Genomic DNA, 21,165 nt, shown 5'->3' with positions numbered 1-21,165 from the left:
CTCGTGGTCGGTGGGGACGGTACGTGTCGGCACACGGTAGGAAGCCACAGGTCAGGCGCACATGTAGTGGGACAACATAGTTCAGGGGCGGAGTGTGCGTGCGGCCCCCATGCCTCCGTTCTGAAGCCAGAGCCAAGGGCTTCCACGACGGAGGCAACGAGTGGTGTCTGCGATGCGTCATGCGGGGCGATTCGACGGACGTCCGCCCGCGGGTTCAGGTCTCCGGGACCGTGTCGGGCAGGCCGAGTGCGGCGGAGCAGTGGCGCCAGATGGCCGTGAGAGCCGTCTCCAGGGTGACGGTGGGGTCGCGGAGCATCAGCCGGATTCCGTAGCCGTCGCTCAGGGAGAGGAGGAGCGTACTGAGTTCGTCGATGTCGGTCGGGGTGAACTCACCGGACGCGATGCCCCGCCGCACCGCGTCGGCCACCCACTCGTGGAGTTGGGCGTACAGGTCCACCGCGAACTGCCGTGTCGTCTCGTCGCGCAGCGCTCGTAGCCACAGCTCGTGCCACAGCCGCCAGTCCTGGTGCAGTTGGGGGTCCGTCGGCAGCAGACTGCGGAGAATGCGGGCGAGGGTGACGGCGGCCGGCATGGACTCCGCGTCGCGCTCCACGTCCACGGCCGTGTTGGCGGCCGGGTCGAGCAGGCCCGGCTGCCGGACGGCCGCACCGTCCAGCTGGGCGGCGAAGTGGTGGGCCGCGCGCACACCGCCTACCTCGAACTCGCCGAAGAACACAAGGACCTGCCCGCCGCCTCCGGAGCCACACTGCGTCTGGTCGATCCCGCCACCGGGCAGACCGGCGGCAGGGCCCCGGGGTCCGGCGCCGAGGACGTCGACGTGGCGTGCCGGGCGGCCCGGGACGCCTCAAACGGCTCCACCTCGAACTCGGCGGCAACGCACCCGTGGTGGTGCACGACGACGCCGATCTCGACGACACCGTGGAGCAGTTGTCGGCGCTTGCGTTCTACAACGCGGGCCAGGACTGCACGGCCGCCACGAGGATCCTGGTCCACCACCGTGTTCACGACGCCTTTCTGGAGGCGTTCGCCCGCCGGGCAGCGCTCCAGGCGCCCGGCGGCCCCCAGGAAGCGGACGCCGACTTCGGTCCCCTCAACAGTTCCGCCCAACTCCACACCGTGCGAGGTCTGTTGGCCCGACTGCCGGCGAACGCCGAGGTCGTCACGGGGGGGAGCCGCCCTGACCCGCTCCGGATTCTTCCATCAGCCCACCGTCGTCGCCGGGGTGCGACAGGAGGACGGAGATCGTGCAGAGCGAGGTGTTCGGGCCGGTGGTGACCGTCCAGTCGTGCGCCGACGAGGCCGACGCCTTCCGCATGGCCAACGGGGTGCCGCAAGGGCTCGCCGCAAGTGTCTGGACACGTGACCACGACCGGGCGATGCGCGCGGGCCGCGCCCTGCACACGGGGATCGTGTGGGTCAACGCCCACGGGACCACGGTGTCGGAGATGCCGCACGGCGGTGTACGCCACTCCGGCCACGGCAGCGACCTCTCCCTCACCGGCCTGCTCGACTACACCCAGGTCAAGCACGCCTCGAACCCTGTCCCCATCGACATCGTCGTCCCCTACGCCCCTGCCGCCGTCACCGAACTCGGTGGGGTCCCTGAAGTGGAGGCCCGGATCCGCTACGGCGTGAGCCAGATCAACAAGGCCTTCGCCACCACCAATGTGCCGGCCAGCCTGCACGTGGTGCACTCCTACCAGACGCTGCCGTCGGGCGTGCCCAACGAGAACGCCAGCACCATCCTCAGCAAGCTCGAGAGTCCTTTGGACGCGAACCTCGGCGTCCCGGCCCGCATGAATCGGGAGCTCTACGGCGCCGACCTGGTGGCTCTGCTCGCCTCCATCCCCAGCCAGAACAGCTCCGGCTCGGCCAGTTTGCCGGTGCCCGTGACCTCGGGGACCAGTGAGAGGGCCTACTCCGTCACGAGCGTCCTGTCCGTGAAGGACTGGGACAACCTCGGACACGAGATCGGTCACAACCTGGGCATGCGGCACGACCGTCAGACGGTGACCAACAACGGTGAAACGGCGCCGGGCGCGAACGACACCAACTTCGGCTGGATCACCGGCGACAAGAAGTACCACACGCTCATGGCCTACAACACGCCCTGCCGGCCCACCTGCAAGGTCATCAACCAGTACTCCAACATCGACAACACGGTCGGCGGTCAGGCCCTCGGCGACGCGAAGAACAACAACGCCGCCATCGCGAAGCTCGCCACACCCATCGTGTCCGAATACCGCGCCTCGAAGGTGACCAACCGGCACAAGCTCAACATGTCCATCGCCCCGGAGGGCGGCGGCACCATCACGGTGAGCGAATTCGGCCCCTACGACCCCCTCACGCAGGTGACACTCACCGCCCATCCCGCTCCCGGCTTCGCGTTCGCGGGCTGGGAGGTCGACGGCGTGGAGCACACCGACACCGGCGCGGAGTACCAGATCACCATGGACGAAGACCGCAGCGTCATCGCGCGCTTCAACGAGGTGTGACCGCACGCCCCTCCCGTCCCCGACCGGCGGGTGCCGTAGAACCGGCCGTCGGCCGTGCCCAGCACGGCCGACGGCCCACACGCGGCTCCGCTTCGGCCGCTGCCACCCCCGAGACCCGAATCCCTGGAAAGTAGTCCGTCGTTTTTTTCCGGGAGACGCCATCCAATTCCGTCTTTGACGCGTATCTCCTGCGAGGGAAAATTCAGCGGGAGGAATGCAATGGCGATCTTCAGCGATCTCTTTCCTGCCAAACACCGCGACCACCGGAACGATTCGACCTCGAGGCACGACGACAACTCGATGAGGCGGCACCGCCGCCATCGTCGTGACTCCTCCGACGATCACAAGTCTGGTCACGGCGGTCACGGCGGTCACGGCCACTGAGGACTGAGCGGACCGGGGCCCGGAGGACCCGGTCCGCTCCGTCGTCCAGCCACGACGGACCCTTGCCATGGTGCGTATCCCGCGGCACGTTCTGCGGCGTCTGCTGTCGGTGGGCGAGGATGCCGATGCCGTGGTGGCGGCCGCGCCACCCGTTCCCCCGCGCGAGGTGTTCCGGCGCTTCTGGCCCTACACGCGCGGTCGCCGGCGTTGGCTGGTCCCTCTCGTCCTGTTCAGCCTGATCGGGCCCCTCGTCGACGCGGCCGAACTGTGGCTCTTCAAGGTCGTGGTGGACGACGTACTCGTCCCGCGAGATCTGAAACCCTTCCTCTGGATCGCGCCGACCTACCTGGGGCTCATCGTCGGCTCCGGCCTACTGGGGTTCGCCGACGACATGACCTCCACGTGGGTCAGCGAGCGTTTCCTGCTGGCCTTGCGCTCCGACGTGTTCCGGCACGTCCAGGGACTGTCCCTCGGATTCTTCGAACGGCGGCGGCTCGGAGACGTGCTGTCGCGTGTCACGGGTGACGTGGACGCCGTCGAGACGTTCCTGCTCTCGGGTGTCGCGGACGCGCTCTACCAGGTGATCCGGCTGGGCGTCTTCCTCGGTCTTCTCCTCTACCTCCAATGGGACCTGACGCTCCTCGCGCTCGTCATCGTGCCGCTGTTCTGGCGCGCCGCCCGCCACTTCACCCGGCTGATCAAGCAGACGTCGCGGGAACGCCGGCGTCGCAGCGGTTCGCTCAGCGCGGTCGCCGAGGAGTCGTTGGGCAACGTGGCCCTGGTCCAGGCGTACAACCGGCAGAGCTGGGAGCAGCGCCGCTTCGAGCGGGAGAGCGTCGGCAAGTTCCGCGCCGCGATGGCGTCGGCGCGGATCCGAGCCGTCTACCGACCGCTCGTCGAGATCATCGAGGTGTCCGGCGCCCTCGCCGTCATGGGGCTCGGCACCTGGAAACTGGCGCAGGGCCAGCTCACGCTGGGCGGACTTCTGGTTTTCCTGGCGCTGATCGGCAAGCTCTACAGCCCGATCCGCGACCTCTCCCGCCTCGGCAGCAGCTTCTACGCCGCGTCGGCCTCCGCGGAACGGATCATCGAGCTGCTGGACCAGCGCCCCCAGGTCGTCGAGGCCGCCGATGCCCGACGGATCGGCCGAGCGCGGGGCGACGTCGAGTTCGACGGCGTGTCCTTCCGCTATCCCGGTACGGCGCGCTGGGCGCTGTCCGGTGTGTCGTTCCACGTCGCCCCCGGCGAGACCCTGGCGCTGGTCGGGGCCAGCGGGGCCGGCAAGTCCACGGTCGCGAAGCTGCAGCTCCGTTTCTACGACCCCGAGCAGGGCGCGGTCCGTCTCGACGGGCGCGATCTGCGGGAGATGTTCCTGTCGGACGTGCGGGAGAGCGTCGCGGTCGTGCTGCAGGAGACGCTCGTATTCCACGGCACGGTGCGCGAGAACATCGCCTACGGCCGACCCGAGGCGACGGAGGCGGAGATCGTCGCGGCGGCGCGCGCCGCGGACGCCCACGAGTTCATCCAGCTGCTCCCCGAGGGTTACGACACGATGGTCGGCCAGCGCGGTCGGACGCTGTCCGGCGGCCAGCGCCAGCGCCTGGCGATAGCGCGCGCGATGATCAGGGACGCGCCCGTACTGCTCCTGGACGAACCGACCACCGGCCTCGACGTGCAGTCGGGCCGCAGGATCATGGACCCGCTGCGCCGCCTCATGGCCGGGCGGACGACCCTCGTCATCTCGCACAACCTGCTCACCGTCCGTGACGCCACCCGGATCGTGGTGCTCGACCGCGGCCGGGTCGTCGAGTCCGGTCCCCACGACGACCTGCTCGTGCAGGGCGGGACGTATGCCCGGCTCCACCGGCTGCACTCCGTGGCCGGTCCCGCGCAGGCGGGCTCCTCGTCATCGGGAACGGTGCTGTCATGACCGAACTACAGGCAGGTTCGGCCCCGCCCCTGGCACCGGGCACCCGTCCGGTTCCAGGCTACGAGATCCTGGGGCACCTGGCGCGCACGGGATGGCTGGACCTCTACGACTCGTGGAGCGAGGAACGGGCCTGTCGATGCGTCATCAAGGTGCTGCGTCCGGACCGCCGCGACGATGCGCGACTGCGTGCTCGACTGCTGCGGGAGGGCCGGTGGCTGCGGACCTTCGCCCATCCGCACCTGGTCCGCGCGTACGAGACCTTCGAGTCGCCCGAGCCGCTCGTCGTCCTGGAGACGCTGACCGGGGAGACGCTGTCCCACCTCATCGATCGGTTGCGGCGCCGGCCGGCCGCCGCCGACGTGGCACTGCTCGGTGTGCAGCTGTGTTCCGCGATCCACTACCTGCATGGTCAGGGCGTGCTGCATCTGGACCTCAAGCCGTCCAACGTCGTGGTGGACCGCGGCCATGCGAAGGTGCTCGACCTCAGCGTGGCGCGGCCGCCCGGGATCGCTCCTCCCGGGGTGGGCACGTTCTGCTACCTCTCACCGGAGCAGGCGCGTGGCGGACGGCTGTCGGCCGCGGCCGACGTGTGGGGCATCGGCATCACGTTGTACGAGGTGGCCGTCGGTGACCTCCCGTTCGACTGCGGCGAGATCGCGGATGAGCCCTACGACACGAGGGCCGCGGCGGCGGAGGACGACAGCGCGGCAGGGGGCCCGGACGACTGGTATCCGCAGCTGGAGGCACGCGCCCCGCCGGTCGCCTCGCGGCGGCGCCTGCCACCGGCTCTCGCCGCGACCATCGACGGCTGCCTGCGGGACGATCCCTCGGCCCGGCCGGCGGTCCCCGAGCTGGCCGCAGCCCTCGGCGCGATGTTTCCGGGCCGGTTGCACCGCCTTGCGCCCACCTGAGGTCCGGTACGTCGCCCTCGCGCGCCGCGCCATCTGCATCGGGGCCTGCCGGGTTATGCCACCTCGGGCTTGTCGAAGTGGGCCGTGGCAAGCACGGTGCCGTCGGGCGACGTCAGCCGTGCGCCGGAGAGCGTCGAGGGGTCGACGGGGGCCGGACCACCCCAGAAGCCATAGCCCTCATGCAAGGTGAAGGTGCCGACGCGAACCATGGTGCCGTCGCTGCGCTCCAGCATGCAGGAGATCTTGCCACTGTACGGATGGCCGGCTACGGCAAGGTTGACAGTCATGTAGATCCAGCCCGGAGATCCGGGGTGGGCATAGACGTCACCGGTCGGCCTGCCGGGGGCCTGGGCCGAGGTCAGTCCGCCCTCCAACAGGCCCGCCTCGTTCTCGGCGGACTGGGAAGAGCCGGCCGTGACCTCCTCGATCACGGTGCCGACCGTCCAGCCGCCGAACCCGACGGCGAGTACGAGCGCGGCCGCGGCCGAGGCGGCGCGCAGGCGCACCCGGCTGCCGAGGCCCATGCGGGGGATGCCGGACCCGCGGGCCTGCGGGCGCCCCTCGCGCGCCGACGCCGCCTGCGTCAGCGCCTGCGTCACCCGGGTCTCGAAGCCGACCGGCGGCTCGCTGCCCGGCAGCAACCCGATCAGCCCGTCGCCCGCGAGGGTCAGCTGCTCGATGTACTCCCGGCAGTCCGCACAGTGGTCCAGATGGGCGACCGCGCCGGCCCGCTCGCGGCCGGGCAGCACACCGAGAGCCAGCTCGGCGCCGAGCTCCCGCAGCTTCTCGCAGGTCACGTCACTGGACATCATTGCCTCGCTTCGGAGACGCGAGCGTGGTCCGCAGCTTTCCCATCGCCGTCCTGATCCGCGTCTTGGCGGTGCCCAACGGGATCTTCTCCCGGTCGGCGATCTGCTGGGCCGTCATTCCGTAGATACCTGCCATCACCAGGGCACGGCCCTGTTCACGTGGCAGCTCCGCCATGGCGGCCCGCAGCCGGGAGGACGCCTCGTCGGCCAGCGCGTGCTGCTCGGGGGTCTCGCTGACGACGCCCAGGATGGCGTCGAGGTCTTCGGGGGCCACCGGTTCCGGCCGCCGCGAGCGGACGGTGTCGATGGCCAGATTGTGGGCGATGGTCGTCAGCCAGGTCGTCACCGAACCGCGGCGCGAGTCGTACATCTGCGCATGACGCCATGCACGCTCGAACGTCTGCTGGGTGATGTCCTCGGCGAGCTGTGGATCCCCGATGACGGCGATGGCCACACCGAAGACCGTGTGCTGGAACCTTCGTACGAAGGTAACGGCGAGCTCCGGGTCACCGGTGGCCAGTCCGGACAGCAGCGCCTCGTCCGGAAGGCGGCCCACCGATAGCCGGAACCCTTGCATATCCGTATATACGGTGCGCCCGCGCCAGGAGATTGCCCGCCCTTTGCGGAAGCTCATGTTCCGATTCTTCTCGCTTCGAAGCGCGGTGCGCGATCGGACCAAGGTGCCCACGGGAGCGTCGCTCGGCGGCCTGAAGCGTGATCGCTGGCTGTGGCCTGGTCGAACACCGCGGATGGGTCGTCAGTCGGCGGTCCAGCCCGGGATCGTCAGCAGCAGCTGCTCGGCGACGCGGAACAGTGCCGCGTCATCGGGCGGCACATCGTCCTGGCGCCAGATGACGACCTCGAAGGAGCCGCCACCGTCCTTCGCGCTCCTGGCGACCAGCAGGCCGCGGGCGATGCCGCCGGGGCCGGTGTCGCCCTTGCTGCCGTTGAAGGTGAGGGCGATGGTCCGGTCCGAGTAGAGGACCGCCGGGTGCCCCAGGACCGTTTTCGTCTCCGGGGCCCTGCCCAGGTAGTCGACCGTCTGGCCGGCCGGGAGACGGTCGTAGGAGGCCGAAAGCTTCACATTCCACCCAGTACGCCTGCGACCAGCACGACCGCCGCGGCGGCCTGGGCCCCCCGCACTCGCGCCCTTCTCGGATTCGGCGAAACCGTCGGCCATGTCCCCAGGCCCGTTCGCACCGGATGCGCGCCGGGGGAGCCTAACGGGTGATCGTTTCGCGGGGAAACGGGAATCGCGCTGCCGAACCACCTGGTCCGCAGGACAGTGGCGGGCCGGAGGACAGCCGCCCGTGCCCGTCGCCGAGAGGATCGACGCCCTAGGCTGCCACCCGGCACCGGCACCGACCCCAGGAGCGCACACCGTGTTCGACCCCGCACCGGAGTACCCGTACCCCGACGGTCACCGACCGGACGAGGCGCCCGCACCGCACGCACTGCTCGAGCCCGTGCTCGGCCTCTTGGGCTCCTGGTACGGCCGGGGTCAGGGCGGGTACCCGACGCTCACCGGGGACTTCACGTACGCGCAGGAAGTGACCTTCAGCCACGACGGCCGCCCCTTCCTGCGCTACGAGGCCCGGGCCTGGCTGCTCGACGCTGATGACGCACCGCTGCGTCCGTCGGCCCGTGAGAGCGGCTGGTGGCGGCTTCAGCCCGACGGCCGCGTGGAGGCGCTGATCACTCAGCCCACCGGCATCGCGGAGATCATGGTCGGCCGTGCGAGCGACGGCACGGTCGATCTGTCCAGCCACGAGGTGGCCCTCGCCCCCACGGCCAAGAAGGTCGACGCCACACGGCGCCGCTACGCGCTGACCGACGACACGCTCACGTTCAGCCATGACCTCGAGGCGGTCGGTCAGCCGATGCAGCACCATCTTTCGGCACGGCTGCGACGCGGGGGACATACCTCATCGGGCGTGTCGTAGCCGGTCGAGCACCTGAGTCGACGGTGTCGCTTGCACGCAGGCCCGAATCTGCCGCATATCGACAGTCGCAAGCGGTGCATTCTCATGCAGCGGCGATATCGGCCCACCGGGTGAACCCGCCGCAGTGGACATGTATGCCGTGCCGAGTCGCCAGTGCGTGGACGATCTCCTCGCCGCGGCCGTGCTCGTCGGGGTCGATTCCCGCGGGCGAATGCCCGAGCGGCAGCGCAGGTCCCGCATCGGTGACTTCGATGCGCAGGGTGCCGACCCCGTCGCCGCGGACCCACGACAGTCGAAGCTTCGCCGGGGGCACGGCGTGGACGATCGCGTTGGTGACCAGCTCCGTCACCACCAGGAGTGAGTCCTCGACGATCTCCGGGCACACGTTCCAGTCGGCGAGGAGTACCCTCACCCGTCGGCGTACCACCGAGACGGCCTCGGTGACGTGTGGCAGCGGGCAGACGTGTTCGACTGCCTCCCGAAGCATCGCATTGAGCTGTACCGCCATGTGCTCTCCTCCGGTGACCGCTGTCGGCCGGATGCCGGGGCTCAGCGCGTTGCCGGGCCTCCGAGCAAGCTAGGGAGCGAAACGAGGCCGGTCAATGAATAGCGGTCGGCATTACCGAACGACTACGGTCATTCGGTGGTGAAGTTGGCTACCTGCACGTAAAGCGGACCCACCCCGGCGGTAATAGGCTCGTGTCATGGCCGGCCCAGTCCAGTCGATCGAACGGGCGGCGGCGATCCTGCGTCTGCTCGCCGGTGGGCCCCGTCGGCTCGGGCTCGGCGAGGTGGCGGCCTCGCTCGGGCTCGCGAAGGGCACCGCCCACGGCATTCTGCGCACCCTCCAGCACGTGGATTTCGTGGAGCAGGACGCGGCGACCGGAAAGTACCAGCTAGGGGCGGCCCTGCTGCACCTCGGCACCAGCTACCTCGACGTCAATGAGCTGCGGTCGCGCTCGATCAACTGGGCCGACGCACTCGCCGCCCGTAGTGGGGAAGCGGTCCGCCTGGGCACCCCCTTGGAGGGCAACGTCCTCGTCGTCCACCATGTGTTCCGGCCGGACGACACGCTGCAGACCCTGGACGTGGGTTCGTTCCTGCCACTCCACGCCTCCTCGCTCGGCAAGGTTCTGCTGGCCTTCGGGACCGCGCCCCTCGAGCCGGCCCTGGCAGCCGGGCTGGAGGCTTACACCCGGCACACCCTGGTCGTCCCGGAGCAACTCACCCGGGCGCTCGCCGAGATCCGGGAGCTCGGATGGGCCGCCGAGGTCCAGGAAATGAGCATGGGCGAAGCCGGCGTTGCCTCGCCGATCCGCGGGCACGGCGGCCTCGTGGTGGGCGCCATCAGCCTGTCCGGCCCGGTGGAGAGGATCTGCGACGGCCAGGGCCGTCCCCGGCCGAGCCTGATCACCCTGCTCCGTGAGGCCGCACGGGCGATCTCCAGAGACCTGGGAGCAGCTCGCTGGTAAACCCCCGCCTCCTCGACACATCGGAAGGCAGATCCGATCATGGTTGAACGGTATGTGATGTCCATCGACCAGGGCACCAACTCCACTCGATGCATTCTGTTCGACCACCATGGGCGGCTGGTGTCGGTCGCCCAACGAGAGCATCAGCAGCACTTCCCCCGGCCCGGCTGGGTCGAGCACGACGCCGTCGAGATCTGGCGCAATCTGCAGCGCATCGTGCCCGAGGCCCTGTCCGATGCCGGTGTCGGCGCGGGAGAGATCGCCGCCATCGGTATCGCCAACCAGCGGGAGACGACGGTGCTCTGGGACCGGCGGACGGGTACGCCGGTGGGCAGGGCGATCGTCTGGCAGGACACCCGCACCGGACCGCTCGTCGAGGACCTGAGACAGCAACCCGGAGACGAGTTCTTCCTCGAACGTTGCAGTCTGCCCCCCTCGACCTACTTCTCGGCGCCGCGGATCCGCTGGCTGTTCGACCATGTCCAGGGGCTGGATCAGCGCGCCCAGGACGGCGAGGTGCTGTTCGGCACCATGGAGAGCTGGCTGATCTGGAACCTCACCGGAGGTACGGACGGCGGCCTGCACATCACCGACGCCACCAACGCCAGTCGCACCATGCTGATGAACATCCGCACGCTCACGTGGGACGAGGAGCTTCTGGCGTTCTTCGGGGTTCCGCGCCCCATGCTGCCCGAGATCCGGTCCTCGGCCGAGGGCTACGGCGATGCCCGCTCGGTCCTCCCGGGCGTCCGTATCGCGGCCGCCCTCGGTGATCAGCAAGCCGCCCTGTTCGGCCAGACCTGTTTCTCCCCGGGCGAGGCGAAGTGCACCTACGGAACGGGCAGCTTCCTGCTGCTCAACACCGGTACCGATGTCGTGCGGTCCCGGCACGGACTCCTCACGACCGTCGCCTACAAGATCGGGGACCAGCCCCCGGTCTACGCCCTGGAAGGTTCGATAGCCGTCACCGGCTCGCTGGTCCAGTGGTTCCGTGACCGTCTGGGACTGATCAGCAGCGCCCCGGAGATCGAGACGCTCGCGCGGACGGTCGAGGACAACGGCGGTTGCTACATCGTCCCCGCGTTCTCGGGTCTCTTCGCACCCCACTGGCGCAGCGACGCACGCGGTGTCATCGTCGGCCTCACCTCGTACATCACCAAGGGACACCTGGCCCGAGCCGTCCTGGAGGCCACCGGCTGGCAGACGCGAGAGGTCGTCGACGCCATGAACGCCGACTTCTCGGTCGCCCTGAAGCAGCTCAAGGTGGACGGCGGGATGACAGCGGACAACCTGCTCATGCAGTTCGTGGCCGACGTGCTCGACGTGCCCGTGGTGCGGCCCATGGTCTCCGAGACTGTCTCCCTCGGCGCCGCCTACGCCGCGGGCCTCGCCGCCGGGTACTGGCCGGATCTGGAAGTCCTGCGCCGTAACTGGCACCGGGCCGGCCAATGGCTGCCGGACATGGACCCCGAGCGGCGTGAGTCGGAATACGACAACTGGCACCGAGCCGTCGAGCGTTCGCTGGGGTGGATCAAACCGCCGAGGTCCACCTGATTCCCGGCGGCACCCGTGGTGCCCAGTGCCTGTTGGCGCGTCGCTGGTTCGAGCTCCACCGCACGCCCGCGTACGCGTCGTGGATCACTCAGGACGAGCCGTGCTGCGGGGAGTCGCAACGGCGCTGCCGCCAACGCGCCGTCCTCTGCTCATTCGACCGGCTCACTAGGTCCTACGATCCTGGAACTGAGGGTGCTGTTTGCGACTGCGGTCGCCGTTCTTCGGGTCCAGCCGTCGGCCCCACCGCGCGGGGGGCGTGGGGGAGGCTGCCCAGAGACCGGGGGTCACCTCGTCCGATTTGAGCACGTCTTCGCCGTAGAGATCGTGCAGCCAGTTGGTCTGGTAGATGGTGTCGAGATAGCGCTCGCCGAGATCCGGGGCGACGGCCACGGCGGTGACTTCGCGGTCGTCATGCCGGGCCAGCCAGTCCATGGCGCCGCTGACCACCGTGCCGGTGGAGCCGCCGAACAGGAATCCGCGCCTGGCCAGACGATGGCAGGCACGAATGGTGTCCGCCTCCTCGACCCGGATCACCTCATCCACGTAGGACTCGTCGAGCAGTGGCGGGCGCATGCTCATCCCCAGGCCGGGGATCATCCGGCGTCCCGGGGTGCCGCCGAAGGCCACCGAGCCGACGCTGTCCAGTGCGATGATCCGTACGGGCCGGTGCCACTCCCGGAAGTAGCGCGCACAGCCCATCAGGGTCCCGGCGGTGCCGGTCCCGAGGAACAGCACGTCCAGCTTCGGGAACTGGCGGGCGATCTCCGGCGCCGTCTTGCGGAAGTGCGCCTTCCAGTTGCTCGGATTCGTGTACTGGCTGAGCCACACGTACCGGTCGTCGGAGGCGCACAGCGCGCGGACGTACTCGATCCGCGCTCCGAGGAAGCCGCCGTTGGCCTCCTGGCCCGCAATGATGTGCACCTGACTGCCCAGGGCTTCCATCATCATCCTGGTCGACAGGTTGCAGCGGGAGTCCGTCACGCACAGGAACCGGTAGCCCTTGCTCGCAGCGATCATGCTCAGAGCCACACCGAGGTTTCCGGACGAGGACTCGACCAGGATCGAATCCGGCTTCAGGAGTCCATCCCGCTCCGCGGTCTCCACCATCTCGGTCGCGGCCTTCAACTTGATCGAGCCGGCGAAGTTGAAGCCCTCACACTTCAGGAAGAGTGCCTGCCCGAAGATCGACCGAAGGTCGACATAGAGGGCCTCTTCGTTGAAATCGTGGGGAACGGATATGACGGGCACGATGGTCTCCTCTATCTGGAGCAGAGCGCTTTCGGAACGTCCGTCCGACCGTGAGCGGGCTTCTCGCTTCGGGGGCGGGAGCCCGTGTCCAACCGGGCCGGAGGAGGCCCTGCATCAGTGGCCGCTGTCTCGTCTGCTCTGACCGGCAGCGACTTGACCGGTGACTCTCCTGGGATCAGCCCTGGACAAGCCTCTTGGACTCTCGGCCGGCTCATCCGTACCGGCTCAGTTCGTGGAAGAAGTCGTCGACGACGTGCAACTCCCCGCAGCGGACAACTTCGTCGTAGACGTGTTTGCCGACCGCCAGGTCGAGCACCCCGAGGCCGAAGGGCGAGAACACCACCGGCCGGTCCGGCGGCACCGTCACCCGCCCGGCCAGCACGTCGTCCAACGTGCCGTGCAGGAAGTCCCGGTTGCCCGTGAGCTGCTCGGCCAGATGCGGCGAGGTGTTGGCCTTGAGGCAGTGCTCGATGTCATCGACGATGTTGGTCGAGGCGAGCAGGATCTCCGGCGCGAGGTCGCGCAGCGACACGTGCAGCACCAGCGGGTTGTGCGCGAACCAGGACAGGTCGCTGACATGCGGCTCACCGGCGACGGTGGCGAAGACCACCAGGTCGCTGTTTCGGATCAGCTGCTCGGCGCTGTCGTGCACGGTGATCCGGGCGGTGGCGCCCGACTGCTCCAGGTAGCACCGGAAACCTGCCGCGCTGTCGGAGGACAGGTCGTGGACGCCGATGTCGTCGAAGGACCAGCCGGTGCCTGCCAGGAAGGTGTGGATGTAGCGGGCGATCAAGCCCACTCCGAAGAACCCGACGCGCGTCGGGCGGGGCCGGTCGCGGCTGAGCCAGTCGGCCGCAGCTGCCGCCGACGCGGCCGTCCTGGTGGCGCTGATGATCGAGCTTTCCAGACAGGCGAACGGGTAGCCGGTGTCATGGTCGTTGAGGATCAGCACGGCCGATGCCCTCGGGATCCCGGCCTTCACGTTCTCCGGGAAGCTGGAGATCCACTTCAGGCCGTCCACCCGTACGTCTCCGCCGATCGAGGCGGGCAACGCGATGATCCGGGAGGACGGGCGGTCGGGGAAGCGCAGGAAGTACGACGGTGGGTTGACCGAATCACCGGCGCCGTGCACCCGGTAGGTGGCCTCGACCAACTCCACGATCTGTTTCTCGCGCCCCTGCAGTGCGCGCTGGACCTGGGCACCGGAGATCACCGCGAACGGCGGCACGGTCGGCGGCGCTGCCATCGCGGACTTCGTCGCGGCGGAATCGATGGTGGTCATCTCGCGGTCACCTCCACGGTCGGCGAGCAGTCGGCCAGACGCACCGGGTCGGCCAGGGCGACGAGCACTTCGCGCGGACCCTCGAAGGGCTCCCTGCTGTGCGCGGTGCGGACGTTGTCGACGAGCATCAGGTCGCCGGCCTGCCACGGCTCGCGTGCGGTGTTCGCCTCGTAGACGCTGTTGAGCAGCTGCACGACGTCCTCGCCGATGGGGTCGCCGTTGCCGAAGCGGGTATTGAACGGCAGCCCGTCGGAGCCGTAGACGTCCACCAGGTACTCGCGCACCTCGGGGGCCATCGTCCACTCGTTGAGGAACGCGATCTGGTTGAACCAGCAGCGTCGGCCGGTGCCCGGGTGACGCACCACGGCGCTGCGACGCTGTGTGGTGCGCAGTCCGCCGTCGGGCTGCCACTCGAACGTGATCGCGTTGGCGCGGCAGTAGCTCTCGACCGCGTCACGGTCCTCGGTGCCGAACGCCTCGGCGACGGACGCCCCGATCTCGTCGTTGTAGCTGCGGGTGAGCAGCCAGCCCTCCCGCTCGAACCGCCCGGTCAACTCGGCGGGCAGCGCGTCGAGTACGGCCGTCGCGTCGGCCACCGCGGTCGCCCCGCCGACGGTGGGCGCGCCCAGACACGCGAACATCATCAGGCCGGGGAACTCGAGCGTGTAGCTCAGTTCGTGGTGCATGCACATCGGCTGGTTCGGCGGCCATTTCGACGAGGAGTACACGCCGTCGGAGTAGGTCTGGCGGGGCGTGAAGGCCTCCTTCTCGGCCATCAGCCCGGTGGCCAGCTTCGAGAAGACGGCGCCGGTTCCGGCCGCGTCGCGCAGCCCGAGGCCGCGGACCATGATCGATCCGTGCTCGGCGACGACAGCGCGCAGCGCGTCCCGATGCTCGGCCGCCCAACTCGGCGCGCCACCGGCGGCCTCGACCCGCAGGAGCGGAGGTTTGCCGGGTATGAGTTCCACGTCGACCAGCGACGCCGTGGACAGGGACGACATCTCGATTCCTTTCCGTTGCCACTCAGGAAGAAGCGAACAATGGGGCGGCGTGCAGCACGGCCTGTGCCGCCTCGGTCGGACGGGTGCGCAGGAAGTAGTGGCCGCCATCGGCGAGTTCGTGCAGGTCGACCTGCTCGGCCAGGAGCTGCCAGTCGCGGTACCGGCGCCGGTGGTCCGCCGTGCTCGGGTCGTCGGCGGCGACGACCACGGTGACCGGCGCGGACAGCTTCAGCGCCGGTGGACTGTCCAGGGCGTCGGCGAAATAGCCGTGCGCGGACACACAGTCGTGCCGGTAGGCGGCACCGACGTGCTCGGCGTGCCGCGCATCCAGCTCACCGAGCTCGGTGTACCCGCCGTCCGCGCTCAGCTTCGCAGCGATCCCGGCATTGCTTCGCGCGGTCAGTTCCGTGATGGTCGCGCGCCGTTCGGCAGCATTGCCGAGCAACTGCGCGCCAAGAAACACCCGTTGGACATCCACTCCGCTCTCCCGCAGCTTTCCGGCCGCCTCCAGGGCCAACGCGGTGCCCGAGGAGTGGCCCCACAGCAGGACCCTGGTCAGACCACGCCGGGTGATCTCGTCGACGACCTGCTCGACCACCTGTGTCATCGGCGCGAACGGCTCGCGATCGGCGGCCACGTCATGACCCGGCAGCTCGACGGCGTAGACCGCAGGCCCGCCGCCCTGCAGTGCCCCGGCCATCGGCTGGAAGTTCACCGCGTTGCCGCCGGCGTAGGGGAAGCACACCAGGGCAGCTGCCTGCGTCCCGTCCGATGCCGACAGTTGCTGAAGCAGCCCGGAGCGCCGCGCGGACCCGCCGTCGACCGGACCGGGGCGCGGCTTGGACCTGCCGTCGACCAGCACGGCCAGGTCGGCGAGGACTGGATGGCCGGTGACGTCCTTGAGGGACACCGCACGGTCCAGGGTGATCGCCAGCTTCACTGCCGACAGCGACGTGCCGCCGCGGTCGAAGAAGTGGTCCCGCCGTCCGATCTGGCTCTGCGGGATGCCGAGCACCTTTGCCCATGCGGCCGCCAACTGCTGTTCGGTCGGCGTATGCGGCGCGCGGAAGTCGTCCTGGACGACGTCGAGTTCGCCGGCGAGCGCCCGCAAGGCCTTCCTGTCGATCTTGCTGTTGGCCGTCAGCGGCAGACTTTCCCGCCAGTGGAAGGCCGACGGGACCATGTACTCGGGCAGCGACTCACCGAGCCGGTCCGTCAGGACGTCGGCCTCGAGTGCCCGCGGGCCGGAGTAGAACGCCACCAAGTGCTTGCTCTGGTCCGCCCGTTCGGCGACCACCACCGCGCCGTCGCGCACACCGGGCACCCGCAGCAGGGTGTTCTCGATCTCGCCGATCTCGATCCGGAAGCCACGAATCTTTACCTGGGTGTCCCGGCGGCCGAGGAACTCCAACTTGCCCTCGGGCTGCCAGCGCCCGTAGTCGCCGCCCCGGTAGAGCCGGGCGCCCTGATGGTGCGGATCGGCCAGGTAGGCCTGCCGGGTGCGCTCGGGGTCGTTGATGTATCCGCGGCCGACGCAGACGCCGGAGAAGACGATCAGACCGGGGGCGCCGAGCGGCACCGGGTTCAGGTGCTCGTCGACGACGTAGACGCGCACGTTGTTGACCGCGGGACCCAGCAGTACCCGGTCTCCGGCGGGCACGCGGTCCATGACCTCGTGGTTGGTGTCGTCCGAGGTCTCGGTCAGCCCGTAGGCGTTGACCAGCTTGATCCCGGGCTGGGCGGCGAACCAGCGCTGCGTGAGCTCCTTCTTCAGCGCCTCGCCGGTGACCGACACACACCGCAGGTCCGGCAGCTCGCGGGGGTGCTGCTGCAGACAGGACACGACGACGTCCAGATAGGAGGGGACGACCTGGAGGACGGCGACGCGGCCGTCAACGACCTTGTCGACGAACCGCTGGACGTCGAGGATCACCTCCTGCTCCACCAGCAGAGTCCGTCCGCCGACCAGGAGCGCGGACACCAGTTGCCACAGTGAGATGTCGAAGCATTGGGGGGCGGTCTGGGCGACCACCTGTCCCTCGCCGATCTCCAAGTCGTCGATCTTGGCGTAGAGATGGTTGAGCATGCCCGCGTGCTCGCACATCGCGCCCTTGGGCTCTCCGGTGGAGCCCGAGGTGAAGTAGATGTAGGCGAGCTGGTCCGGCGCGACATCGGTGCCCAGATCACCATCGGCGTGATCCTCCTGGTAGGCCGCGTCGATGAACACCGTCCGGATCCCGGGCAGCGAGTCGAGCGCGTGGTCGAGGGTGGCGGTGCTGCCGGGTTCCGTCAGCACGAGGGCGCACTCGGCACGAGAGAGCGTGGTGGCGATGCGACCGGCCGGGAAATGCGGCTCGATGGGCAGGTACACGCCTCCGGCCTTGAAGACCGCCAGGACCGCGGCCAGCCAGTCCAGGTTGCGCTCGGTCACCACCGCGACCACGCCCTCGCGGCGCAGCTCTCGCGCCAGCAGCGCGCGTGCCAGCCGATTGGCGCGGGAGTTGAGCTCGCGGTAGGTCCACTGCCGCTCGCCGTGTACGGCCGCGATGGCGTCCGGCTGCTCCCTCACCCGCTGCTCGAAGAGTTCGTGCACCCGGCGATCGGGCAGCTCCCGGCGTGGTCCGGCGAGCCCTTCGAGCTGGAAGTGGAGCTCCTCGGCGGAGAGCAGGCTCTGCCGCCCGTGCGCGGCATCCGGATCGGCGGCGATCAGCGCGAGCGCGGTGACGTGATAACCGGCGATCCTGGCAGCGCAGTCGGCGTCGAGCACGTCTGTCCGGTACCGCAGTCGCAGCACGAGCCGGCCGCCGTGGTGCGAGAACCCCACCCACAGCACGCTGTCCTCGGGCAGGTCGCCCTCGACGCCGCTCGGATCGAACACGACCTCGAACGGTGGATCGGTGAGGCCCAGCTCGCGCCTGAGATCCTCGACCGGAAAATCCTTGTGCGACAGGAGTTCCGACGCGACTCGACGGGTGTTGAGCAGGAGCGCCCGCCACGAATCGGGTTCGGTCGTCAGCCGGCAGGGCAACGGCCGGTCGCCCTCGGCGGGGACGTAGCCGGACACGACCTCGCGCTCACCGGACAGCGCGGCCAGCACCTTGGCGTGCGCGGCCAGCAGCACCGAGTCGAGCGGCACCGCCAGGTCCTCCGCGAGCCGGCGCAACGGCCCTACGACGTCTTGAGGGACCATCGCCTTGTGGTCGACGACGCCCGTCACCGGATGGGGCGTCCACCGCGGTATGGCGGTGAATCCACCGGCGACGAGCTCACCGCGCCAGAACTCCCGGTCGGCTTCCACTTGCACTCCCATCGAATCCTTCCCCCACCACTCACGGTCGCCGCGGCGCTGTGGGCCGCCCTTCAGGGCGGCGCTGTAGTCGTCGCCGCTGTCTCGGCTGATCTGCGGGTCGGCCATGTTCATCAACCGGTCGGGGGTGTTGGCCGAGACGGTTGCGCCGCGTCTCCCTGGACGAGTGCGGCAGGCCGATGGGGGGCATCCCGCATCTCCGCGGCGGGGTTTCCGCCCCATCGAGCGTTCCCCGGGACTTCCTCGCCTTTCATGAGGAAGGAGTCGGAGGCGAGCACTGAGCCGTCGCCCATCGTCACGCCGTAGTGGACGTGGGCGCCGACACCAAGGGTGCAGCCGACGCCGATCGTGCTGTGGTCGGACTTGAAGGTGCCGTCCTCCTGCGAGTGGCACTGGATCTTGCTTCCCGCGTTGAGCGTGGAATCGCTTCCGATGGTGGTGAGCGTTCGCTCCGTCAAATAGCAGCCGTCATCGAACACCCTGCTGCCGAGCCGAACACCCAGCATCCGCCAGATCACGTTTTTGAAAGGGGTGCCGTTGAAGACGTTGAGGTATTCGTCAGGCACCTTCCAGAGGCGCTCGTGCCACCAGAAGTACGGGTCGTAGATGGAACACAACTGCGGTCGCAGCGCACGGAATGCCGCGATGCCGCGCTCCACGAGTACGAAGTACACGGGGGTGAACACAAGACTGAACACGAGGAAGGCGCCGATCAGTACATGCCCGAAGGAATCGTAGACATCGACGTCCGCGAGGGCGACCACCGTGATCACGAAGAAGTAAAGCCATCGCACGAGCAGGAAGAGAGCCATCGAGCGGATGTTGTAGCGGTTCTTTGCGGAGAGGTTGCGGCGAAACTCTTCGCCGTTCCGGAGATGGTCGAACCGGGAGTCGCGCTCAACCGACCGGGGAATCTCGAAGCACGGTGAGCCGAGCAGACCCACCCCCTCGCGTACCTCGCCGTCGAGAGGAATCATCACCTTTGTTGCGAGGAGACAGTTTTCGCCCGTCCTGGCCCCGGAGGGATAGGCGATGTTGTTCCCGATGAAGTTGCGTGGCCCGATCGAGGTCCGGGAAACCCGGAAGGACGTACTCGAGAATTCGGCATTGACGATGGAGAGCCCGTCGGCGACCATCGTTCCGCTGCCGACAGAAACCAGATACGGCGTCTCGTGCTGCACTTCCGTGCCGAAGTTCGACCCGGTCTGCTCGACCTGGGACAAGTCGTATCCGAGGCCGCGCAAATAGTGGACGATGTAGGAGCTGTCACCGAACAGCCATTTGAAGAACTTTATGTTGGTCATGCGCCCGATCGCCCGGTGCGTCGAGTAATGAAGCCCGTACAGCGGATAGACCTTGTCCGGCTTGACGACGACGTTCAGCAGGCGCGGAACGGTGAACAGTACAGCCAGGCCCACGAATACAAAGCCGAAGAACAGCACGAAGGACAGGATCAGCGCGTCGACGTAGAGAGCCGGCGATGTGAACCCCACCGAGCCCGGGCCCAGCCGGTTGTGCAGCGCCGGAACCAGGTTGAACAGCATGTACGCGCCCCCGACAGTCAGCGGCACGTACAGGAGGAACAGTTGAAGCACGGTGACGAGGCCGAATCCGGCCCGGCGCAGCGTGCCGCACTTGGCCGGGTCGATCGTCAGGTAGTCATGCTCCGTGGGCTGTGCCGGGGATCCGTGCCAGCGCCCGCCGTCCGGGACCGCCTGGCCGCTGTACAGCGTGGACGTGTGGCCGAGTTGCGCCCCGTCGCCCATGGAGGTGTCGATGTCGAGCACGGTCTTCTCGCCGATGAACACGTCCCGGCCAAGGGTGACCCTGCCGGTCTGGATACGGCCGGCGTGCGCCCGGTAGCAGTGGAAGAACGAGTCCTTGCGGATCACCGTGCCGGCGCCGATCGTCAACAGGTCGGGGCAGACCGGGACATGGCGGGAGAGGATCGTGACCCCCTTGCCGATCCGTGCGCCCAGGGCTCGCAGATACAGCGCGTACAGGGGATTGCCGACGAAGAAAATCATCGGGTTGGCGTGGATCAGCACCTTGACGGTCCAGAAGCGCAGATACGTAAGCCCCCAGACCGGGAACTCAGCCGATTTCCACCGGCCGACGAGGAGCCATTTGGCCACGATCGGGAAGGTGCAGAGACCGATGAAGCCGACGCCGCCGAAGACGATCGATCGCAGGTAGATGTCGATCAAATCCGAAGCGGCGGAGACCCATGTGTAGCCTCGGTCGGCAACAAATCCGGCGAGGAAGGAATATCCCAGGAAAAGCAGGAACTGCGCCGTTCCGCAGAGGACATACCGTGGCATGCTGGCCGGTGTCACCACCTCGGCCGGTGCCGGGGCCGACGACTCGTCAGGGGCGGGCGCGGCGTCCGTGAGTCCCGTCGCCAGGCTTCGGATTGTCGGGTGCCGGTAGATGTCCTTCATCGATGCCGATGGGAGGTCTGCCCGTTTCCTGACCCGTGCACAGAATTGGGCCATCACCAACGAGTTGGCGCCGAGGTCGTCGAAGAAGTGGCTGTCGACCGACACCCGCTCGACGGATATGACGTCGGCCAGCACCTCTGCGAGGTCTCTCTCGATGCCGGTCCTCGACCCGGTGTGCCTGCGTTTGTCGATCGCAGATTCATTGGGCCCGGGTGTCAGGACTTCGACGGACTTCTCCTCCATGCGCGCTCCTTGAGGAACTTTCGAGCGCCATCGGCCACTACGGTCGGCGCCCTGTACTCGCGCTTTTCGATGTCCGGAGCGAGCTATCCGGAAGTCATGAGTTCGGGATCTGTTTTCGGGTTCC

17 protein-coding genes are annotated in these 21,165 nt (G+C 68.5%); 7 read left to right on the top strand and 10 right to left on the bottom strand.

The features are described 5' to 3' along the window. Window positions 1–214: 214 nt before the first annotated feature. Window positions 215–706, bottom strand: a complete 492-nt coding sequence (locus tag ACZ4RZ_RS06115; protein WP_467742475.1) for a TetR family transcriptional regulator C-terminal domain-containing protein — start codon at window positions 704–706, stop codon at window positions 215–217. Between the two features lie 137 nt (window positions 707–843). Between ACZ4RZ_RS06115 and ACZ4RZ_RS06110 the strand changes: the two genes are divergently transcribed. From ACZ4RZ_RS06110 to ACZ4RZ_RS06095, 4 genes are all read left to right on the top strand, one after another. Next, window positions 844–1,296: an aldehyde dehydrogenase family protein gene (locus ACZ4RZ_RS06110; RefSeq protein WP_467742473.1), complete on the top strand. Its 453-nt coding sequence runs from the start codon at window positions 844–846 to the stop codon at window positions 1,294–1,296. Beyond that, window positions 1,266–2,516: an aldehyde dehydrogenase family protein gene (locus tag ACZ4RZ_RS06105; protein WP_467742471.1), complete on the top strand. Its 1,251-nt coding sequence runs from the start codon at window positions 1,266–1,268 to the stop codon at window positions 2,514–2,516. Before ACZ4RZ_RS06110 ends, ACZ4RZ_RS06105 begins: the two co-directional genes overlap by 31 nt. A gap of 451 nt (window positions 2,517–2,967) precedes the next feature. After that, a complete protein-coding gene (locus ACZ4RZ_RS06100; protein ID WP_467742469.1) occupies window positions 2,968–4,830 on the top strand; it encodes an ABC transporter ATP-binding protein in 1,863 nt (620 codons plus the stop codon). Then, the gene (locus tag ACZ4RZ_RS06095; RefSeq protein ID WP_467742467.1) at window positions 4,827–5,741 is read left to right on the top strand and encodes a serine/threonine-protein kinase; all 915 of its coding nucleotides are present in this window, start codon (window positions 4,827–4,829) and stop codon (window positions 5,739–5,741) included. Before ACZ4RZ_RS06100 ends, ACZ4RZ_RS06095 begins: the two co-directional genes overlap by 4 nt. A 53-nt stretch (window positions 5,742–5,794) precedes the next feature. Here the strand turns inward: ACZ4RZ_RS06095 and ACZ4RZ_RS06090 are convergent, their stop codons facing one another. The 3 genes from ACZ4RZ_RS06090 to ACZ4RZ_RS06080 form a co-directional block, all read right to left on the bottom strand. Further along, on the bottom strand, window positions 5,795–6,553 hold the full coding sequence (locus ACZ4RZ_RS06090) for a hypothetical protein (RefSeq protein WP_467742465.1): 759 nt from the start codon (window positions 6,551–6,553) through the stop codon (window positions 5,795–5,797). Then, the gene (locus ACZ4RZ_RS06085) at window positions 6,540–7,127 is read right to left on the bottom strand and encodes an RNA polymerase sigma factor (RefSeq protein ID WP_467743079.1); all 588 of its coding nucleotides are present in this window, start codon (window positions 7,125–7,127) and stop codon (window positions 6,540–6,542) included. The genes ACZ4RZ_RS06090 and ACZ4RZ_RS06085 overlap by 14 nt, the downstream gene beginning before the upstream one ends. Before the next feature lie 180 nt (window positions 7,128–7,307). Beyond that, window positions 7,308–7,634, bottom strand: coding sequence for a hypothetical protein (locus tag ACZ4RZ_RS06080; protein ID WP_467742464.1), 327 nt, complete (start codon window positions 7,632–7,634; stop codon window positions 7,308–7,310). Window positions 7,635–7,932: 298 nt separating this feature from the next. Between ACZ4RZ_RS06080 and ACZ4RZ_RS06075 the strand changes: the two genes are divergently transcribed. Beyond that, window positions 7,933–8,493: a heme-binding beta-barrel domain-containing protein gene (locus ACZ4RZ_RS06075; protein WP_467742462.1), complete on the top strand. Its 561-nt coding sequence runs from the start codon at window positions 7,933–7,935 to the stop codon at window positions 8,491–8,493. 82 nt (window positions 8,494–8,575) lie between these two features. On the opposite strand, the gene ACZ4RZ_RS06070 is transcribed toward ACZ4RZ_RS06075, so the two are convergent. After that, window positions 8,576–9,001 (bottom strand): ATP-binding protein, encoded by a 426-nt coding sequence (locus tag ACZ4RZ_RS06070; RefSeq protein WP_467742460.1) that lies wholly within the window; start codon window positions 8,999–9,001, stop codon window positions 8,576–8,578. A 196-nt stretch (window positions 9,002–9,197) separates the two neighbouring features. On the opposite strand from ACZ4RZ_RS06070, the gene ACZ4RZ_RS06065 reads away from it, so the two are divergent. Both ACZ4RZ_RS06065 and glpK read left to right on the top strand, forming a co-directional pair. Further along, window positions 9,198–9,965 (top strand): IclR family transcriptional regulator, encoded by a 768-nt coding sequence (locus ACZ4RZ_RS06065; RefSeq protein ID WP_467742458.1) that lies wholly within the window; start codon window positions 9,198–9,200, stop codon window positions 9,963–9,965. Window positions 9,966–10,004: 39 nt separating this feature from the next. Further along, window positions 10,005–11,519, top strand: coding sequence for a glycerol kinase GlpK (gene glpK, locus ACZ4RZ_RS06060; RefSeq protein ID WP_467742456.1), 1,515 nt, complete (start codon window positions 10,005–10,007; stop codon window positions 11,517–11,519). Window positions 11,520–11,684: 165 nt separating this feature from the next. Here glpK and sbnA read toward each other — a convergent pair whose 3' ends face one another. The 5 genes from sbnA to ACZ4RZ_RS06035 all read right to left on the bottom strand — a co-directional run bounded on the left by sbnA (window position 11,685) and on the right by ACZ4RZ_RS06035 (window position 21,041). Beyond that, the gene (sbnA, locus tag ACZ4RZ_RS06055; RefSeq protein WP_467742454.1) at window positions 11,685–12,767 is read right to left on the bottom strand and encodes a 2,3-diaminopropionate biosynthesis protein SbnA; all 1,083 of its coding nucleotides are present in this window, start codon (window positions 12,765–12,767) and stop codon (window positions 11,685–11,687) included. A 211-nt stretch (window positions 12,768–12,978) separates the two neighbouring features. Then, on the bottom strand, window positions 12,979–14,049 hold the full coding sequence (sbnB, locus tag ACZ4RZ_RS06050; protein ID WP_467742452.1) for a 2,3-diaminopropionate biosynthesis protein SbnB: 1,071 nt from the start codon (window positions 14,047–14,049) through the stop codon (window positions 12,979–12,981). Beyond that, complete coding sequence (locus ACZ4RZ_RS06045; protein ID WP_467742450.1) at window positions 14,046–15,050, bottom strand: TauD/TfdA family dioxygenase; 1,005 nt, start codon at window positions 15,048–15,050, stop codon at window positions 14,046–14,048. Before ACZ4RZ_RS06045 ends, sbnB begins: the two co-directional genes overlap by 4 nt. A gap of 22 nt (window positions 15,051–15,072) precedes the next feature. Continuing rightward, on the bottom strand, window positions 15,073–18,360 hold the full coding sequence (locus tag ACZ4RZ_RS06040) for a non-ribosomal peptide synthetase (protein ID WP_467743077.1): 3,288 nt from the start codon (window positions 18,358–18,360) through the stop codon (window positions 15,073–15,075). A gap of 110 nt (window positions 18,361–18,470) precedes the next feature. Beyond that, on the bottom strand, window positions 18,471–21,041 hold the full coding sequence (locus ACZ4RZ_RS06035; protein WP_467743075.1) for a Pls/PosA family non-ribosomal peptide synthetase: 2,571 nt from the start codon (window positions 21,039–21,041) through the stop codon (window positions 18,471–18,473). Window positions 21,042–21,165 lie beyond the last annotated feature (124 nt).

It is taken from the genome of Streptomyces sp. NPDC027189 (assembly GCF_055566975.1).
Note: the sequence above shows the minus strand (reverse complement) of the source record. Positions and strands in the feature narration are given on the sequence as shown.

What these genes read in the sequence shown, in the direction of transcription:
- ACZ4RZ_RS06070 (WP_467742460.1), bottom strand. Translation starts at nt 9,001, where the DNA reads ATGGCGGTACAGCTCAATGCGATGCTTCGGGAGGCAGTCGAACACGTC.
- ACZ4RZ_RS06065 (WP_467742458.1), top strand. Translation starts at nt 9,198, where the DNA reads ATGGCCGGCCCAGTCCAGTCGATCGAACGGGCGGCGGCGATCCTGCGT.
- ACZ4RZ_RS06090 (WP_467742465.1), bottom strand. Translation starts at nt 6,553, where the DNA reads ATGATGTCCAGTGACGTGACCTGCGAGAAGCTGCGGGAGCTCGGCGCC.
- ACZ4RZ_RS06035 (WP_467743075.1), bottom strand. Translation starts at nt 21,041, where the DNA reads ATGGAGGAGAAGTCCGTCGAAGTCCTGACACCCGGGCCCAATGAATCT.
- glpK (WP_467742456.1), top strand. Translation starts at nt 10,005, where the DNA reads ATGGTTGAACGGTATGTGATGTCCATCGACCAGGGCACCAACTCCACT.
- ACZ4RZ_RS06085 (WP_467743079.1), bottom strand. Translation starts at nt 7,127, where the DNA reads ATGCAAGGGTTCCGGCTATCGGTGGGCCGCCTTCCGGACGAGGCGCTG.
- ACZ4RZ_RS06045 (WP_467742450.1), bottom strand. Translation starts at nt 15,050, where the DNA reads ATGTCGTCCCTGTCCACGGCGTCGCTGGTCGACGTGGAACTCATACCC.
- ACZ4RZ_RS06100 (WP_467742469.1), top strand. Translation starts at nt 2,968, where the DNA reads ATGGTGCGTATCCCGCGGCACGTTCTGCGGCGTCTGCTGTCGGTGGGC.
- sbnB (WP_467742452.1), bottom strand. Translation starts at nt 14,049, where the DNA reads ATGACCACCATCGATTCCGCCGCGACGAAGTCCGCGATGGCAGCGCCG.
- ACZ4RZ_RS06095 (WP_467742467.1), top strand. Translation starts at nt 4,827, where the DNA reads ATGACCGAACTACAGGCAGGTTCGGCCCCGCCCCTGGCACCGGGCACC.
- ACZ4RZ_RS06040 (WP_467743077.1), bottom strand. Translation starts at nt 18,360, where the DNA reads ATGGGAGTGCAAGTGGAAGCCGACCGGGAGTTCTGGCGCGGTGAGCTC.